This window comes from Phenylobacterium sp. LjRoot225 (assembly GCF_964252855.1).
In the GTDB taxonomy this organism is placed as follows: Bacteria; Pseudomonadota; Alphaproteobacteria; order Caulobacterales; family Caulobacteraceae; genus Phenylobacterium.
On the sequence record NZ_CAXUPL020000001.1, the window covers coordinates 85,305 to 100,581 of the forward strand.

Here is a 15,277-nt window from a genome sequence, read left to right on the forward strand (position 1 = left end):
GCGACCACAATCCACCTCATGGGGGCGGGTAACGGGCAGCAGGTGGAGCGAAGGTCGGGCGAACCGAACGAGGCGCCGACCGGCGTGCCTCCCGAGCTGGCGCGTTCCGGCCCGGTGTTCGACCGTGCGCGTCGCTTGGCGGGCGCCCTGTTCGGCCTCGATGCGAGCAGCGCCGACATCATCCTGGTGGACCAGGGGCGGACCTGGCGGTGCGAGGACCCCGACGGAAAGCCGATGGAGGCGCCCGGAACGCGGTCCGTGGCCGAGAGCGGCGAACTGCTTTGGGTCGAGGACATGAGCCAACATCCCGTCCTGGGCCCTCTCTGCACCGCTCATGACGCCGGTCATTTGCGTCTCTACGTCGCGGCGCCGATCCGGTTGGAGAGCGGAGAGATCCCGGGGACCCTGGTGGTCGGCGGGCCTGCGGCGAAGCCTTACGATCCTGTGCTGGCGGCGCGTCTGCAGGACCTCGCCGACTTTGTCGCCGACGAGTGGACCCGGGTGGGCGCGACCCAGGCGCGCGACGTCGCGCGCGAGACCCTGGCCTCGATCGTCGAGTCCGCGCCGATCTCTCTGGCGCTCACCGATCGTGAGATGCGCCTGATCCACGCCAGCCCCGTTTGGTTCCAGGAACGGAAGCTGGTTCCCGAGGAGGCGCTCGGCCGGACCGTGTACGAGCTGGCGTCGGAGGTGTTCGAGCCCTGGCGCTGGGCCTTCGATCGCTGCCTCCTCGGAAAGACCCTGTTCGCCGAGAAGGCCGCCATACCGCGTCCTGACGGCGGCACGGCCTGGCTGCAGGCCCAGGTCGCGCCCTGGCGGGTCGCCAGCGGCGAGGTCGGCGGGCTGATCATGGTGGCCCACGACATCACCCAGATGGTCGAGGCGATGGACCGCACCACGCGCTCGGAAGAGCGGCTGAAGCTCGCCGTCGAGATCGCCAAGCTTCACGTCTGGGAGCTCGACTTCGACCGGGAAGAGATCTGTCGGGTCGGCGACTCGGAGGCTTTTTTCGAGAGCCCGCAGACCTATGCCCAGCTGGATGCGGATCCCTGGGCGGCCATCCATCCGCTCGACCGCCCGGCGGTGGTCGCGGCGTGGAAGCAATCCCTCGCGGACGGCACGCCCTTCCTGCCGGAGTACCGGGTCCACCGCGCCGACGATCGCGAAGTCTGGGCCGCCAGCGCCGCGAGCCTGATCCGCGACGACAAGGGACAACCGCTGCGCCTGGTCTGCGCCCAGCAGGACGTCACCAAGCGCAAGCGCCAGGAGCGCGCCCTGATCCAGGCCAAGGAAGAGGCCGAGGCGGCGAACCGGGCCAAGAGCGCCTTCCTGGCCACCATCAGCCACGAGATCCGCACCCCGCTGAACGGCCTGCTGGGCATGGCCCAGGCGATGGCGAAGTCGCGCCTCGAGCCGGTCCAGCGTGAGCGCCTGGAGATCATCCAGCAGTCCGGCGAGGGCCTGCTGGCTATCCTCAACGAGGTGCTCGACCTGTCGAAGATCGAGGCCGGCAAGCTCACGCTCGAGGACGGCGAGTTCGACGTCTCGCAGCTGGCCCAGGCGGCCCATTCGACCTTCCAGGCGGTGGCGGAGAACAAGGGCCTGGCGTTCGAACTCAAGGTGTTGCCGGGGGCTCGGGGGGCCTATCGCGGCGATCCGATGCGGGTTCGCCAGATCCTCTACAACCTGGTCTCCAATGCGTTGAAGTTTACCGACCGGGGCTCGGTGGCGATCATTGTCGGCCGGCGCAGCGGCCGTCTGCAGATCCAGGTGCGCGACACCGGCATCGGCATGACAAAGGAGCAGCAGAGCAAGCTGTTCCGGGCCTTCGAACAGGCCGAGGCGTCCACCACCCGGCGCTACGGGGGCACCGGTCTGGGGCTGGCGATCTGCCGCGAGCTCTCCGAACTGATGCAAGGTCGGATCCGTGTGCGCAGCGCCCCGGGCCGCGGCGCGAGCTTCACGGTCAGCTTGCCGCTGCCGAAGGTCGAGCAGGCCGCCCCCGTTCGCGTCCCGGACGAGGCGCCGGCGCCGAGCCATGCGGCGTCGGAGCGGCCGCTGCGGGTGCTGGCGGCCGAAGACAACAACGTCAATCAGCTGGTCCTGAAGACCCTGCTGAACCAGATCGGCGTCGAGCCGGTGATGGTCTCCGATGGGGCGGCGGCGGTGGAGGCCTGGGCCCGGGAGCCCTGGGACCTGATCCTGATGGATGTGGAGATGCCGCGCCTGGACGGACCCTCGGCGACCCTGGAGATCCGGGCGCGGGAGCTGTCCGAGGGCCGCCCGCGCACCCCGATCGTGGCGCTGACGGCCAACGCCATGCAGGATCAGGTGGCACGATACCTGGCCGCCGGCATGGACGGCTTCGTCTCCAAGCCGATCGCCGCCAGCCGCCTGTTCGCCGCCCTGCAGGCTGCCCTCGACGATGGCGGCGAGCGAGACGCCGAAGCCGCGGCCTGAGCGGTCTAGCCGAAGGCGTAGCCGGAAATCACCACGTCCATGGCCAGGTCGCGAAAGGCGTGCCGGCCCGGCTCGCCCTCGGCGGCGCCGGCGGCGACGAACAGCGGCGCGAGATGCTCTTCGCGCGGGTGGGCTTCGCGCGCGTAGGGCGCTTGCGACCAGCGGCGGATAGCCTCTTCGCGCCGGGTCGGATCGGTCATCGCCTGGGACAGCCAGGTGTCGAAGGCCTCCGACTTACCGGTGAAGGCCGGGCTGAAGCCGCGCATGTTGTGCCAGCTCATGCCCGACCCGACGATCAGCACCCCTTCGTCCCGCAGGGGCGAGAGCGCGCGGCCCGCGGCGAGGTGAGCCTCAGGGTCCAGGTCCGCGCGCAGCGAGAGCTGGACGACAGGGATGTCCGCGTCCGGCGTCACCAGCTTCAGCGGCACGAAGACCCCATGGTCGTAGCCGCGCTCGGCGTCCTCGGCGGTGGGGAAGCCCGCCTGGCCGAGCAGGTCGCGAACCCGCCGGGCCAGGACCGGCGAGCCCGGCGCGTCGAAGCGCAGCTGGTAGGTCGCCTCCGGGAAGCCGGAGTAGTCGAAGATCAGCGGCGGCCGCTCGCCGGAGCCCACGGTGAAGACCGCCTCCTCCCAGTGGCCCGAGACGACCAGGATCGCCTTGGGCCGCTCCGGGAGGGTTGCGACCAGGCCCTTCAGCCAGGCCGCGGTCTTGTCCCAGGTGTCCGCCGGGCCGCGGGTCCACGCCATGAAGAAGCAGGGGCCTGCGCCGTGCGGGATGAAGTAGGTGGGCAGTCGCATGGCGCGGCTCCTTCTGCGGTCCGGGTCAGGTCGCGGCGTTCTTCTCGACCCAGTCGGCGAAGGTCTGGGCGAAGGCGGTCAGGAACCCGGCCGTGCCCTCGTTGACGAGCTCGCCGGTCTCGCTGAACAGGCTGAAGGCGTTGCCGACATAGGCCTCGTGCTGCAGCGTCGGCATGTTCAGGAACACCAGGGACTGACGGAGCTGGTGGTTGGCCCCGAAGGCGCCGATCGCGCCCGGCGAGACGCTGACCACGGCGGCCGGCTTGCCGTTCCAGGCGCTGTGGCCATAGGGTCGAGACCCCACGTCGATGGCGTTCTTCAGCGCCCCTGGGAGGCCGCGATTGTACTCCGGCGTGGCGAACAGCACGGCGTCGGCCGCCCGGATCCGGTCGCGGAAGGCCTGGTACGCCGCCGGCGGATCGGTCTCGTCGTACTCCTGGTTGTAAAGCGGCAGGTCGCCGATCGGGACTTCTTCGAACCTCAGGTTCGTCGGCGCCAACGCCTCGATCGCGCGGGCGACCTTGCGGGTGACGGAGTCCTTGCGAAGGCTGCCGACAATGACGGCGACGGTGCGGGGTTGGGACATGGAGACTCTCCTAGCGGCGTGACATGGCCAAGATGGGCCATGCTCCGCCGTTGATAATCCTGCCCTGTCGAAGCATTGTTCTTCCGAACAGGAAACAATCGGCGTGGACCGGCTCGACGAGATCAATGCATTCATCGCCGTTGCTGACCAGCGCAGCTTCACCCACGCCGCCCGGCGGCTGGGGGTCTCCTCGGCCCAGGTGTCGAAGCTCGTCGCCCGCCTGGAGAACCGGTTGGGCGCGCGGCTGCTCAACCGCACCACCCGGGACGTCTCGCTGACCGACACCGGCCGCGCCTTCCTGGAACGCGCGCGGCAGGTGCTGGAGGATTTCCAGTCCCTGGAGAGCTCGGTGCGCGAACAGGCCGGGCCGCACGGCCTGCTGCGGATCTCCGCTCCGGTCACCTTCGGCACGGCGGAGCTGACGCCGGCGCTGCTGGAGTTCGCCGCCGCCTATCCGGACGTCTCGCTCGACGTCTCCTCGACCGACCGCATGGTCAACCTGGTGGAGGAGGGGTTCGACGTCGCGGTGCGCATCGGCCAGCTGGGCGACTCCTCGCTGGTGGCGCGCAAGCTGGCGGCGGTCCGGATGGTGGCCAGCGCCTCGCCGGACTATCTGGCCCGGGCCGGTGCGCCGACGACGCTCGAGGAGCTCGCCGGCCATACGGCGATCATCGACACCAACGTTCCCGACCCCTCGCTCTGGCGCTTTGGCGTGAACGGCGCGCCCCGCGACGTGCGCGTCGAGGGGCGGTTGCGGTTCTCCGGCGCCCAGGCCTGCGTGGCGGCGGCGCGGGCAGGGTTCGGCGTCACCCGCACGCCGGCCTTCGCGGCGGCGGAAGATCTGCGGGCCGGTCGGCTCACGGCGCTGCTTTGCGACTTCGAGCCGGAGCTGATCCATCTGCATGCGGTCTACCCCCATGCCCGGCACCTGGCGCCCAAGGTGCGCGCCTTCGTCGACTTCCTCGCCAAGCGCTATGCCGGAGAGCCGGAGTGGCACAAGGGGTGGCGCTGAAACGCGCGGGAGGGAGATTCGCGGTCGCCGATGATCAGGCCGCGTCCGCGGCCGCCGCCGTTCCCATCAGTTCGTCCCGCAGCATGCCCAGCGCCGTCTCCAGGGCGCGCAGCCGCACAGCCGCGCGGCCGATGTCGCCGAACCGCTCGACCCGGTGACGGGTGGCGCCGCCGGCCCGCGCGCTGGCGAAGTGCACCAGACCCGCGGGCTGCCCCGGGCCGCCCTCGGTAAATCCGGTGATCGAGACGGCGAGATGGGCGTGGGAGTTGGCGAGCGCCCCCTCGGCCATGGCGCGGGCGGCGGCTTCGGAGACGGCGCCGTCGGTCTCCAGCACAGCCGGCCGCACGCCCAGCATCTCCTGCTTGGCCTCGTCGGTATAGGTCACGAAACCCCGTTCGAAGGCGTGCGACCGGCCCGGGATATCGGTCAGCAGCGAGGCCAGCAGGCCGCCGGTGCAGCTTTCCGCGGCGGTCAGCATCAGGCCCCGGTCGCAGGCCTCGCGAAGGACGAGCTCAGCGAGCTCGTCCACCGCGGCCGGGATGGCGGGATCCAGGGCTTCGGCCATGGGAGATCGCGGGACCTAGTGGGTAGCGAGGGCCCCGTCGCCCATCTCGTCCATCAGCTCTTCCTTGCGGGCGGCGAGCTGTTCGCCGATGGCCTTCATGTCCATCTCGGTCTTCTGGGTCTGAGGGAAGTATTCCTTCTCCTCCTCCTGGACATGGTGTTCGATCATTTCCTGCAGCACCGTCACCTTGGCGTCGTACATTTCGTCGGCGGGCTCCATGCCTTCGATCTGCTCGATCAGGTCCTTGGCCGACTGGTGCTCGACGATGGCTTCGTTGACGATGTCCTCGTCCTTCAGGAATTCGCGCGAGGTCGGGTAGAAGATCTCTTCCTCGATCTGCATGTGGACGCGCAGCTCGAGGCAGAGCTGCTGGGCGATCTGCTCCTTGCGGTCCTCGCTGCGAGCCGTCTCGTACTGGCTGAACAGCTTCTCGACGGCGCGATGGTCGGCCTTCAGCAGGGCGACGGCGTCCTTGCCGCCCGAGGCGGCGGCGGTCTTGGACTTGCTGGCCGTGGTCGAGCGCTTGGTCGTGGTCTTGCCGTGGGTGGAGGGGATGGGCGTGGCCATGGTCGGCTCCAGTGACGTGGTGGGCGATTGCGTACGCCCATCAACCCCTTCGCCTCATGCCGGTTCCGCTTGATTTTCGCCGTCGAACCCGCTGGTTAGCGCCATGAGCAAGAAAGCGACGGCGACGGTGGCTGGGGCGGGCGCGCTGGGCCTGAGCTGCGCGTTGGCGCTGGCCGATGCGGGCTTTGAGGTCACCGTTTGCGATCCGGGGCCGCCGTTCGTCAACGCCTCGGCAGTCGCCGGCGGCATGGTGGCCCCCTCGTTCGAGGCGGTGCTGGATTCCGCGGCCGCGGACCACTTCGACCTGCTGCTCGCCGCGCGGAACCTGTGGCCGGCGCTGGAGGCCCGCAGCGGCGTCCGCCTGGACCGCACCGGCGCGCTGGCGGCCGGCCGCAGCGCCTGGCTGCACGAACTGCAGGCGGCGTTCGGGACGCTCGGACTGTTTGCGACGGAGATCCCGCGCCGCACCGCTGAGGATCTTGCGCCGGGTCTGGCCGAGGACCTCGACGGCGTGCTGCTCAATCGCGAGGACTGGCGGCTCGACCCCTGCGCGGCGCTGGCCGCGCTGCGGGTCGCAGCCGCAGCGGCTGGGGTCGGCTTCCAGGCGACGGCGGTCAAGGGACGGGGCGCGGCGGACCTGCTGGTGCTGGCGGCCGGCGCGGCGCCCGGACTCGCCGAAATCGCCCCCGAGGCGGCGGCCCTGTCGCCGATCAAGGGCCATATCCTGCGCGCCCGCATGGCCGACCTCACCGGCGTCACGGTGCGCGGAGAGGGGGTCTACGTCACCCCCGCCGACGGCGGTCTGGCGATCGGCGCCACCATGGAGCCCGGCGTCGCCGACGTCCGGCCGGACCCGGCCAAGGCCGCCCCGCTGCTGGCGGCCGGGGCGACCCTGTTTCCGGCGCTGGCCCGGGCGGCGCCCGAGCTGCAGGCGGGCCTGCGCGCAGCAACCCCCGACGGCCTGCCGCTGGTGGGCTTCAGCCAGGCCGCGGGCGTCCTGCTGGCGACCGGGGCGCGGCGCAACGGCTGGCTGCTCGCGCCCTTGGTGGCGCAACTGGCGGCCGCACTCGCGACCGGGCGCGACCCCGGCCGCTACGCGGCGCGCCTGGACCCGGCGCGCTTCGGCTAGTCGAGGTTGAAGCGGATCGGGATCCGCACCTGGCCGCCCTCGACGGGGTGGCCGTCGATGGTCTGCGGGCTCATCCGGAAGAAGCGCGTGAGCTTCAGCGCCGCCTCGCCGAAGCCCTGGCCGCCGGGGGTTTCGCTGGCCACGCGGCAGTCGCGCACGCCGCCGGTGGCGGTCACCGCACAGTTCAACACCGCCCGGCCGTCGATCCCGGCCCGCGCCGCCCGTTCCGGATAGGCCCGGGCGAGCTCGTCGGCGGAGGGCGCGCGCAGCCAGGTCGGCCGGACCACGCGCGGCTCGGCTGGCGGGGCCGGAAGCTCCGTCGTCGCCGGCTGCAGGGTGATCGGCTGGGACGGGGTCAGCTGGATCGTCGGCGGCGTCGGGGCGAGCGGGACCGGCGCTTGCGGGATTTCGCGGACGATCGGCGCGTGCGCCCTGGGCGGGGTCTCGACCGGCTTGGCCGGATCCGGCTGGACGGCCGGCCAGTCGATGATCGGCACGTCGATGACCATCGGCGGGGCGGGCGGCGCCTCGGCCGGCGGCGTGAACTTCATGTAGGCGAGATAGGCGCCGGCGGCGACGTGCAGGGCGAGGGATATGCCGACCGCCAGCTGTGGTGCGGCGGGATTTTCGGCGCGGACAAGTGGAAGGCGAACGGGAAGGGCTGACGAATAACCAAGGCGCGCTCCCTACATTTCGTTGTCGCAACCGGGTTGCGTTATCGAAGAGGGAACCCCCGACTTTACGCAACGTCAAGGAAGACCTTACGTTGCGTCAACTTCGCCCGCTCAACGGCTCCGGTCGGCGTTCTCCAGGGGTTAGCGGCTCGTTAACCATAAGGGCCGAGGAATCCCCCATGGCGATCGAGGGAATCCGTAGCGTCGTTGAGGGGGCGATCCAGCGCGCCGCCAAGGCGACAGGCGTGGACTTCGGCTTCCTCATGAAGACCGCCGGGCGCGAGAGCGGGATGAACCCCCGGGCCAGATCCGGCGCCTCCTCCGCCGCGGGCCTGTTCCAATTCGTCGAACAGACCTGGCTCTCCACCCTCAAGCTGCACGGCTCGAAGCACGGCTACGCGCGTTACTCGCAACTGATCACCAAGGGGTCCGACGGCCGCTTTCACGTCAATGGGGCCGAGGCGCGCAAGGCGGTGATGGACCTGCGGCTCGATCCCCACGCCTCCTCGCTGATGGCCGGCGAACTGGCCTCCGACCACGCGGCCTATCTGAAGGGGCGGACGGGACGCCAGCCGACCTCGGGCGAACTCTACGCCGCCCACTTCCTGGGGCCCCAGGGGTCGGCGCGGCTGATCGAGGCGGTGGAGAACAACCCGGGCGCGGCGGCGGCCCACCTGTTTCCGGACGCTGCGCGCGCCAACAAGTCGATCTTCTACCGCAATGGCCAGCCGACGTCGGTCGCCCAGGTCTACGCGAACCTCGCCAAGGTCGGCGGGGCGGCGGGGGCGACCCCGCCCGAGGCGGCGCCCTCGATCGACGAGGACGGCGGTTTCCTGCAGTACGCCTCGGCCCGCCGCACGGACCGGGAGCGCCAGCAGGACGCCCTGGTGTCGCTGATCCTGCGCGGCTCCCAGCCGTCGGACCAACTGGGCGTCGGCTCGCGTCTCGCCAGCTCGATGTTCACCAGCGAAATGCTGAAGATGCTCTCGGACTCCAGCGACAGCTGACGGCGGTCGGCGGCGATCTCGCGGCGGTCCTAGTCCTCGTCCCCGTTGACGTCGCCCACCACGCTGGCGACGAGGTCGCGCCAGGTCGGGTCGCTGTCGTCGACCAGGTCGACATCCTCCAGCAGGGCGACGGCCGAGGCGCCGTCGGCCAGGATCAGGCCCAGGACGTCCATGGTCTCGCCTTCGGAGGTCGCGTGGGATTCCGCCTGGACGGCCACGGCGGCCTGCTCGCCGTCGTCATCCCACCAGATGACCGGCTGGGGCAGGGGCATGTCGAGCGGGCGCGGGGCCTCGGTGTCGCTCAGCGCGAAGACCGCGCGGCGGGCCTGGACGTCTTCCAGCGTCGCCACCCGGCCGGTGAAGGGCGCGAGCCGGGTCCAGTCGTCGACGTCGAAGCCGCCAGAGTCGGCGTCGTTGTCGTTCCCGGCGTTGTGGTGAGAATCCTGGTTCATGGGGCGGCTCCTAACACGGGGCGCGGCGCGGTCCGAACCCCTGCGACACCTGCGACAAACACAGCTTCACCGTGCACACGGCTCGTTAAGCTTACCGGAGGAAGCTCGACTCGTGGGATTTCGATCCTGCAGGTGGGGGAATTCGGCGACTATGGCGACGACACGCTCGGCGTTGACGGAAGACGACATCCGTACGCTGGTGAAAGGGGCGACGCCGGACGAGCGCGCCGCGGCGGCTCACAAACTCTGCCGGACGATCGATTCGGTTCCGCTGTCGGTGGACGACCGCGACCTGGCGGGAGAGATCCTGCGGATCATGGCGGGTGACGCGGCCGAGCTGGTGCGCCGGGCGCTCTCGCTGACGCTGAAGAAATCCCCCCTGCTGCCGCGCGACGTGGCGATGCGGCTGGCGCGCGACGTGGAGGGCGTGGCCCTGCCGGTTCTCAGCTTCTCGCCCGCGTTCACCGACGAGGATCTGGTGGAGATCGTGCGGCTCGGCGGTCCCGTCCGCCAGGTCGCCGTGGCCAAGCGGCCGAAGCTGTCGCCGAAGGTCGCCGACTCCCTGGCCGAGACCGGCGCCGAACGGGCGGTGGTCACCGCCTGCGCCAACGAGGCGGCCGAATTTTCCGAGAGCGGGCTGCAGAAGGTCATCCAGCGGTTCGAGGCCTCCGAGCGGGTGCTGACCACGGTGGCCTACCGTCAGGTGCTGCCGCTGGCGGTGACCGAGCGGCTGATCGCCCTGGTCAGCGACCAGGTCCGCGAGCACCTGGTCCAGCGCCATGCGCTCCAGCCGGAGACGGCGCTGCAGATCACCATGGACACCGCCGAACGGGCGAACGTCGACCTGATCGACCAGGCCGGCCGCACGGCGGACATGAAGGGCTTCGTCGCCCATCTCAACGAGACCCAGCGGCTCACCGCCTCGCTGCTGCTGCGCGGGCTGGTGAACGGCTCGATGACCTTCTTCGAGTGGGGAATCTCCGAGCTCGCCGGCGTGCCGCATCACCGCACCTGGCTGATGATCCACGATGCGGGGCCGCTGGGCCTGCGGGCGATCTACGAACGCGCCGGCCTGCCGGCCCGGCTGTATCCGGCCTTCCGCGCGGCGGTGGACACCTTCCACTCGGTGGAGCTCGACGGCGGCGCCCGCGACCAGGAGCGCTTCCAGGAGAAGATGCTGCAGCGGTTCCTGACCACGCCGCAGCCGGCCAGCCGCGATGACGTCGACTATCTGCTCGACAGGATGGATCAGCTGTCGGACTCGCTGCGCACGGAAGCCGTCGCGCAGATCGCCTGAAACTCGGATTGGTTTGGGGACCGTCGCGCTCCGGCGTGGAGCGCTAAAAAGGCCTAGGCCATCGCCGCGGTGACGCGAACTTCGAGCTCTTCAGCAAGCGCGCGGCCCACCGGATGTTCGTCGGTCTTGATGTCGTCGCGCACGGCGGCGCGGATCGCGTCGATGTGGGCGTCGACCAGCGCCATCGGCGCGCGGGCGCGCTTTTCCTCGTCGTCGGTCAGCACACAGAGGGAGGCGGCGATGCGGGTGATGAGCGGAAAGCCGTAGGTCGTGCCCAGGCCCTTCAGGTCATGGGCGCGAATGTAGAGCGACTCCATGGTCTGGATGGTCACGCCGTCGGTGCGGATCGCCTGGCGCGCAGTTTCAAGCTTGGTGATCTCGTCTTGCAGCCACTGGGCGAAGTTGCCCGAGAGACTCTTCAGCGCGGCTTCGGCCTTGGCGATCGCTGCGGGATCAAGGGCGCCCAGGCGGCCGGATCCCGCGACCTTGAGCCGAAGGGTGTTCGGCACCTGGATCATTTGCCCGCTGTTCTGGTCGCTCACGAAAGTGGCCTCCTGCCGCTCGCGGCCACGCTAGTGCCCTAGCCGTTAACAAGAGGTGCAGGCTGCAACCGGAAGTACTTAGGAAGAAAACTGTTCCGCCAGGACTCTCTCCTCCAGGCTGCGGCCGGCGTCGAACAGCATCGTCAGCGCCAGGTCGCGATCTTCGGACACGTGGACCTCGAGCACGTCGCGCACTTCGAAGTTGTCCGCCACGGCGCTGACCGGCCGCTTGTCGGCCTCGAGGATCTCGAACTTCACCTTGGCGGTGTGGCGCAGCAGGGCGCCGCGCCAGCGGCGCGGCCGAAAGGCGCTGATCGGCGTCAGCGCCAGCACCTGGGCGTCGAGCGGGATGATCGGGCCATGGGCGGAAAAGTTGTAGGCGGTGGAGCCCGCCGGGGTGGAGACCAGCGCCCCGTCGCAGAACAGCTCCGCCAGCCGCTCCTTGCCGTCGATGGAAATGCGCAGCTTGGCGGTCTGGCGGGCCTGGCGCAGCAGCGACACCTCGTTGAAGGCGAGCGCCCGATGCAGGCCGCCGTGCATGTCGGCGACCACCATCCTCAGCGGATGCACCACCGTCCGCTCGGCGGCGCTGATGCGCTCCAGCAGGCCGTCTTCGCTGTATTCGTTCATCAGGAAGCCGAGCGTGCCCCAGTTCATCCCGTAGATCGGGGTGCAGGAGTCGATCTGGGCGTGCAGGGTCTCCAGCATGAAACCGTCGCCGCCGAGGGCGACGATCACCTGGGCCTCCTCCGGACGCACCTCGCCGTAGTGGCGGGCGAGCTTGGCGCGGGCGTCCTGGGCCTCAGGACGTTCGCTGGCGACGAAGGCGATGCGGGTCACAAAGGGGGCTCGGCTTTGAACATGGAGTGGTCAGGAAGCGGGCAAGCCGCGGCGGTTGTCAAACGCCTCGGACCTCGGCGCGGCCTCTATCGTGTCAGCGGATTTGATGTCGGCGGGCCTTTGCGGCGGTGAGGAAATCGCCGTTGGCCGAGCTGCGCCGTGCGCCGTCTTCAACGGCCTTTCGCATGCGCCGGCTGCGGGGGCCCCATCACCTCGCGGTCGCCCTGCCACACGGTCACGAAGGCGCAGGTCGGGTGCTGCGGAAGAAGCGCGAGGGCGCGCCGCTGCGCCTCGGCGTCGTTCGCCAGCTCGAAGGCTTCGAAGGTGGCCGACGAACCGTCCGGCCGGCAGGGGTAGAAGGTGTAGATCGGCATGGCGCGAATGCCCTGCTGCTGGACCGCAAACCTACGCCGGCGCGTCGCCGGAGTCTTTCGTCAGCGCCAAAAAAGACCGTGAGGCCTCACCGGCGCTTGGCGGGGCGCATGACGAAGGTGATGCCGTTCGGGTTTGGAGGCGGGCCTTCGGTGGCGGCGCCGGGGCGTCCGGCGTTCAGGCCGCGGACCATCAGCAGGATGGAGGGGAAGGCGCTGCGGTCGATGCCGACGCCGGCGCAGGCGAGCTGCAGCGGCTCCGGCGTGGCGGCGTCCAGCGCCTCGCTCACATGTTCAGGGACCAGCTCGCCAAGCTTGGCGAGCGCCGCGGCGAACAGGCTCAGCCGGCCTTCGCGCAGGGCGCGGACAAGGTAGCCGGCCCGAAGCTGACCCGCGACGTGCAGCTTTTCGACGAGCCTTCGCTCCATCTCCTGGCGCTCGCCCTCCCGGGCCACCACGACAAGGCCGTCGTCGGAAGGCCGGACGCCGCCATGGGCTTCGCGCACCGTCTCGGCGAGGGCCTCGTCCAGGGCGTCCTGGTCGAGACGGAAGCGCTCGACGAGGGCCTGACGCATGGCCTGGCCCAGCCAGACGTAGAGTTGCAGGGCCAGTTCGCTGGTCAGTCTGGGATGGCCGGCGAGCGGCACGCGCAGGGCCGCCACCCGGCGGGCCTCGGCGACCAGCTCGCGCATGTCGGCGTCGGTCAGATCGGCGGTGGTGTTGCCGGCAAGAGCGGTCAGAACCGCCGGCTCGCCTTGGCGCAGGATGGCGGCGACCACCGGCCGACCGAGCCTGGGGCGGCGCGCGACTTCGATCTGGTGTTCGATCGTCGCCTCGAGCAGGAGGCGCATCAGGTCCTCGTCCTTGAGGACCGGGCTGGCGGCGATAATCGGTCGGGCGACGTCGATCTCGTCGAGCGCCAGCACGTTGATCAGGGCGGAGGGCGCCCATTCGGCGTCCGCCAGCTTTTCGGCGAGCCGGCGGCGCATGTCGCGCTCGGCTTCGACGACGAGGTTAAGGAAGATGGTGGACAGCAGGTCCTGGACAGCCGGATTCGCGGCCGCTCCGCCGCCGTCGCCGCCGACGCGGCACAGGTCCGCAAGCGCCAGCAACAGCCGGTCGCGATCCGCCGGTGTGCGGGTCCTCGCAAGATTGACAAGCCGTTCTTGGCTTTCGATCGCGGCCAAAAGCCCGATCCCCCTCTTTCTGAGTCGGCATAGCCTTTCTCCTTTTTGCGTAGACCGTATGAAAACATGCTTAAGCTAGGTCAGGACTTGTCGCCGAAATCGGCCGCGGGAATGTTGCGCTGATGGCTGAACCGCTGATCCTCGCGCTCGATGAGGGCACGACGAGCACCCGGGCGATCCTCTTCGAGGCCGCCGGGAACGCGCTGGCCGAGGCCGGCCGCCCTCTCAAACAGAGCTATCCGCAGGACGGATGGGTCGAACATGACCCGGAGGAGATCTTCGAGGCCTCGGTGGCGGTGATGCGCGAGGCGGTGGAAAAATCCGGCCGCGCCATGAGCGAGGTTGCGGCGATCGGTCTCACCAACCAGCGTGAAACGATCGTGGTCTGGGAGCGGTCCACCGGCCGTCCGATCCATCCGGCGATCGTCTGGCAGGACCGCCGCACCGCCGAGGCCTGCGAGCGCCTGCGCCGGGAGGGCCGCGAGGCGCAGGTGACGGCGGTGACCGGCTTGCTGCTCGACCCCTATTTCTCGGGGACCAAGCTCAGCTGGGTGCTGGATCGGGTGGACGGCGCGCGGGCGCGGGCCGCGGCCGGCGAACTGATGGCCGGCACGATCGACACCTGGCTGATCTGGAAGCTGACCGGCGGGCGGGTGCACGCCACCGACGCCACCAACGCCTCGCGCACCCTGCTGTTCGACATCCGCGCCCAGACCTGGTCGGAGGAGATGGGCGCGCTCCTGGACGTGCCGCTGAGCCTGCTGCCCCAGGTGAAGGATTGTGCGGACGACTACGGCGAGACCGACGCCGGCCTGCTCGGCCGGTCGATCCCGATCCGAGGCGTGGCGGGCGACCAGCAGGCCGCGCTGATGGGGCAGGGATGCGTCCGCCCCGGCGAGATGAAGGCCACCTACGGCACGGGCTGTTTCCTGCTTCTTAACACCGGCGAGACGGCGCCGCAGTCCGGCGCCCGTCTGCTGACGACGGTGGCGGCCCGGCTGGGCGGCCGCACGACCTATGCGCTGGAAGGGGCGATCTTCGTCGCCGGCGCCGCGATCCAGTGGATGAACGAGCAACTCGGCGTGCCCGGCGGGCCCAAGGGCGTCGAGCGGCTGGCCGCCCAGGCGCGTCCCCACCACGGGGTGGTGCTGGTCCCGGCCTTCACCGGCCTGGGCGCGCCCTGGTGGGATCCGGACGCGAGGGGGGCGATCTTTGGCCTGACCCGTGACTCAGGCCTGGCCGAGATCGCCCAGGCCTGTTTCGACGCGTCGGCCCTGCAAACCCGCGACCTGATCGAGGCGATGCGCGCGGACGCGCCGGACGCCTTCCATGGCGGTGTGGAGCTTCGCATCGACGGGGGCATGTCGAAAAGCGACGGCTTCGGCCAGCGGCTCGCCGACCTGACCGGCGTGGGCGTCGCGCGCGCGGCCTACCAGGAGACGACGGCGCTCGGCGCGGCCCTGTTCGCAGGCCTGGGCGCGGGCCTCTATCCGGACGTCGAGGCGGCGGCGCGCGCGCGGCCGGCGACCGACGACTTCGCTCCGGAGCTTGGGCGGCGCCCTCGAGAGGCCGCCTACGCCCACTGGCTGGACGCCGTCGCGCGGGTGAGGACCACCTAAGAAAAGGCCTTCCCGAGCGTGGGAAGGCCAGGAGGTGCTTCGCCGGACGGAGGGGGGCCTGTCGTACGGCGCCGCCGCGCCGGCCTTGGGGGACGCCGGCGCGAGAGGAGAGTGTCGATGACAGATGCAAGAGCCTCGACCAGATGACGATGCTCTCGCCCGAAATGCTCGT

16 protein-coding genes are annotated in these 15,277 nt (G+C 70.3%); 6 read left to right on the forward strand and 10 right to left on the reverse strand.

Translation table 11 applies throughout. The annotated features are described in order from the left end of the window. Positions 1-18 precede the first annotated feature (18 nt). Positions 19-2,460 carry an ATP-binding protein gene (locus ACSQ2B_RS00390; protein WP_436046465.1) on the forward strand — a complete coding sequence of 814 codons (2,442 nt, stop codon included), beginning with the start codon at positions 19-21 and terminating at the stop codon, positions 2,458-2,460. A gap of 5 nt (positions 2,461-2,465) precedes the next feature. On the opposite strand, the gene ACSQ2B_RS00395 is transcribed toward ACSQ2B_RS00390, so the two are convergent. Together ACSQ2B_RS00395 and ACSQ2B_RS00400 are read right to left on the reverse strand one after the other, a co-directional pair. Then, complete coding sequence (locus ACSQ2B_RS00395) at positions 2,466-3,257, reverse strand: DODA-type extradiol aromatic ring-opening family dioxygenase (RefSeq protein ID WP_436046466.1); 792 nt, start codon at positions 3,255-3,257, stop codon at positions 2,466-2,468. Between the two features lie 25 nt (positions 3,258-3,282). After that, on the reverse strand, positions 3,283-3,843 hold the full coding sequence (locus ACSQ2B_RS00400) for an NADPH-dependent FMN reductase (protein ID WP_436046467.1): 561 nt from the start codon (positions 3,841-3,843) through the stop codon (positions 3,283-3,285). A 103-nt stretch (positions 3,844-3,946) separates the two neighbouring features. Between ACSQ2B_RS00400 and ACSQ2B_RS00405 the strand changes: the two genes are divergently transcribed. Then, positions 3,947-4,855 carry a LysR family transcriptional regulator gene (locus ACSQ2B_RS00405; protein WP_436046468.1) on the forward strand — a complete coding sequence of 303 codons (909 nt, stop codon included), beginning with the start codon at positions 3,947-3,949 and terminating at the stop codon, positions 4,853-4,855. A gap of 34 nt (positions 4,856-4,889) precedes the next feature. On the opposite strand, the gene ACSQ2B_RS00410 is transcribed toward ACSQ2B_RS00405, so the two are convergent. Both ACSQ2B_RS00410 and ACSQ2B_RS00415 read right to left on the reverse strand, forming a co-directional pair. Next, entirely contained in the window at positions 4,890-5,420 is a 531-nt protein-coding gene (locus ACSQ2B_RS00410; RefSeq protein WP_436046469.1) for a CinA family protein, read from the reverse strand. A 15-nt stretch (positions 5,421-5,435) separates the two neighbouring features. Then, entirely contained in the window at positions 5,436-5,987 is a 552-nt protein-coding gene (locus tag ACSQ2B_RS00415; protein WP_436046470.1) for a hemerythrin domain-containing protein, read from the reverse strand. Between the two features lie 103 nt (positions 5,988-6,090). Between ACSQ2B_RS00415 and ACSQ2B_RS00420 the strand changes: the two genes are divergently transcribed. Beyond that, positions 6,091-7,116: an NAD(P)/FAD-dependent oxidoreductase gene (locus ACSQ2B_RS00420; RefSeq protein WP_436046471.1), complete on the forward strand. Its 1,026-nt coding sequence runs from the start codon at positions 6,091-6,093 to the stop codon at positions 7,114-7,116. Here ACSQ2B_RS00420 and ACSQ2B_RS00425 read toward each other — a convergent pair. After that, a complete protein-coding gene (locus ACSQ2B_RS00425; RefSeq protein WP_436046472.1) occupies positions 7,113-7,667 on the reverse strand; it encodes an energy transducer TonB in 555 nt (184 codons plus the stop codon). The genes ACSQ2B_RS00420 and ACSQ2B_RS00425 overlap by 4 nt on opposite strands. A 302-nt stretch (positions 7,668-7,969) precedes the next feature. Between ACSQ2B_RS00425 and ACSQ2B_RS00430 the strand changes: the two genes are divergently transcribed. Then, entirely contained in the window at positions 7,970-8,797 is an 828-nt protein-coding gene (locus tag ACSQ2B_RS00430; protein ID WP_436046473.1) for a transglycosylase SLT domain-containing protein, read from the forward strand. A gap of 29 nt (positions 8,798-8,826) precedes the next feature. Here the strand turns inward: ACSQ2B_RS00430 and ACSQ2B_RS00435 are convergent, their stop codons facing one another. Beyond that, positions 8,827-9,249 carry a hypothetical protein gene (locus ACSQ2B_RS00435; RefSeq protein ID WP_436046474.1) on the reverse strand — a complete coding sequence of 141 codons (423 nt, stop codon included), beginning with the start codon at positions 9,247-9,249 and terminating at the stop codon, positions 8,827-8,829. Between the two features lie 151 nt (positions 9,250-9,400). Here ACSQ2B_RS00435 and ACSQ2B_RS00440 point away from each other — a divergent pair, with 151 nt between their 5' ends. Next, positions 9,401-10,546, forward strand: a complete 1,146-nt coding sequence (locus ACSQ2B_RS00440; RefSeq protein ID WP_436046475.1) for a DUF2336 domain-containing protein — start codon at positions 9,401-9,403, stop codon at positions 10,544-10,546. Positions 10,547-10,599: 53 nt separating this feature from the next. Here ACSQ2B_RS00440 and ACSQ2B_RS00445 read toward each other — a convergent pair whose 3' ends face one another. The 4 genes from ACSQ2B_RS00445 to ACSQ2B_RS00460 form a co-directional block, all read right to left on the reverse strand. Next, entirely contained in the window at positions 10,600-11,064 is a 465-nt protein-coding gene (locus tag ACSQ2B_RS00445) for an Hpt domain-containing protein (protein WP_436049538.1), read from the reverse strand. A gap of 102 nt (positions 11,065-11,166) precedes the next feature. Next, a complete protein-coding gene (locus tag ACSQ2B_RS00450) occupies positions 11,167-11,928 on the reverse strand; it encodes an NAD kinase (RefSeq protein WP_436046476.1) in 762 nt (253 codons plus the stop codon). Positions 11,929-12,098: 170 nt separating this feature from the next. Continuing rightward, the gene (locus tag ACSQ2B_RS00455; protein ID WP_436046477.1) at positions 12,099-12,302 is read right to left on the reverse strand and encodes a hypothetical protein; all 204 of its coding nucleotides are present in this window, start codon (positions 12,300-12,302) and stop codon (positions 12,099-12,101) included. Positions 12,303-12,388: 86 nt separating this feature from the next. Then, positions 12,389-13,486, reverse strand: coding sequence for a DUF2336 domain-containing protein (locus ACSQ2B_RS00460; protein ID WP_436046478.1), 1,098 nt, complete (start codon positions 13,484-13,486; stop codon positions 12,389-12,391). A gap of 122 nt (positions 13,487-13,608) precedes the next feature. Between ACSQ2B_RS00460 and glpK the strand changes: the two genes are divergently transcribed. Beyond that, positions 13,609-15,105 carry a glycerol kinase GlpK gene (gene glpK / locus ACSQ2B_RS00465; protein WP_436046479.1) on the forward strand — a complete coding sequence of 499 codons (1,497 nt, stop codon included), beginning with the start codon at positions 13,609-13,611 and terminating at the stop codon, positions 15,103-15,105. Positions 15,106-15,277: the final 172 nt, after the last annotated feature.

Coding starts and splice junctions, on each gene's coding strand:
- ACSQ2B_RS00410 (WP_436046469.1), bottom strand. CDS start 5,420: ATGGCCGAAGCCCTGGATCCCGCCATCCCGGCCGCGGTGGACGAGCTC.
- ACSQ2B_RS00390 (WP_436046465.1), top strand. CDS start 19: ATGGGGGCGGGTAACGGGCAGCAGGTGGAGCGAAGGTCGGGCGAACCG.
- ACSQ2B_RS00395 (WP_436046466.1), bottom strand. CDS start 3,257: ATGCGACTGCCCACCTACTTCATCCCGCACGGCGCAGGCCCCTGCTTC.
- ACSQ2B_RS00425 (WP_436046472.1), bottom strand. CDS start 7,667: ATGAAGTTCACGCCGCCGGCCGAGGCGCCGCCCGCCCCGCCGATGGTC.
- ACSQ2B_RS00430 (WP_436046473.1), top strand. CDS start 7,970: ATGGCGATCGAGGGAATCCGTAGCGTCGTTGAGGGGGCGATCCAGCGC.
- ACSQ2B_RS00435 (WP_436046474.1), bottom strand. CDS start 9,249: ATGAACCAGGATTCTCACCACAACGCCGGGAACGACAACGACGCCGAC.
- glpK (WP_436046479.1), top strand. CDS start 13,609: ATGGCTGAACCGCTGATCCTCGCGCTCGATGAGGGCACGACGAGCACC.
- ACSQ2B_RS00455 (WP_436046477.1), bottom strand. CDS start 12,302: ATGCCGATCTACACCTTCTACCCCTGCCGGCCGGACGGTTCGTCGGCC.
- ACSQ2B_RS00415 (WP_436046470.1), bottom strand. CDS start 5,987: ATGGCCACGCCCATCCCCTCCACCCACGGCAAGACCACGACCAAGCGC.
- ACSQ2B_RS00440 (WP_436046475.1), top strand. CDS start 9,401: ATGGCGACGACACGCTCGGCGTTGACGGAAGACGACATCCGTACGCTG.
- ACSQ2B_RS00420 (WP_436046471.1), top strand. CDS start 6,091: ATGAGCAAGAAAGCGACGGCGACGGTGGCTGGGGCGGGCGCGCTGGGC.
- ACSQ2B_RS00400 (WP_436046467.1), bottom strand. CDS start 3,843: ATGTCCCAACCCCGCACCGTCGCCGTCATTGTCGGCAGCCTTCGCAAG.
- ACSQ2B_RS00445 (WP_436049538.1), bottom strand. CDS start 11,064: ATGATCCAGGTGCCGAACACCCTTCGGCTCAAGGTCGCGGGATCCGGC.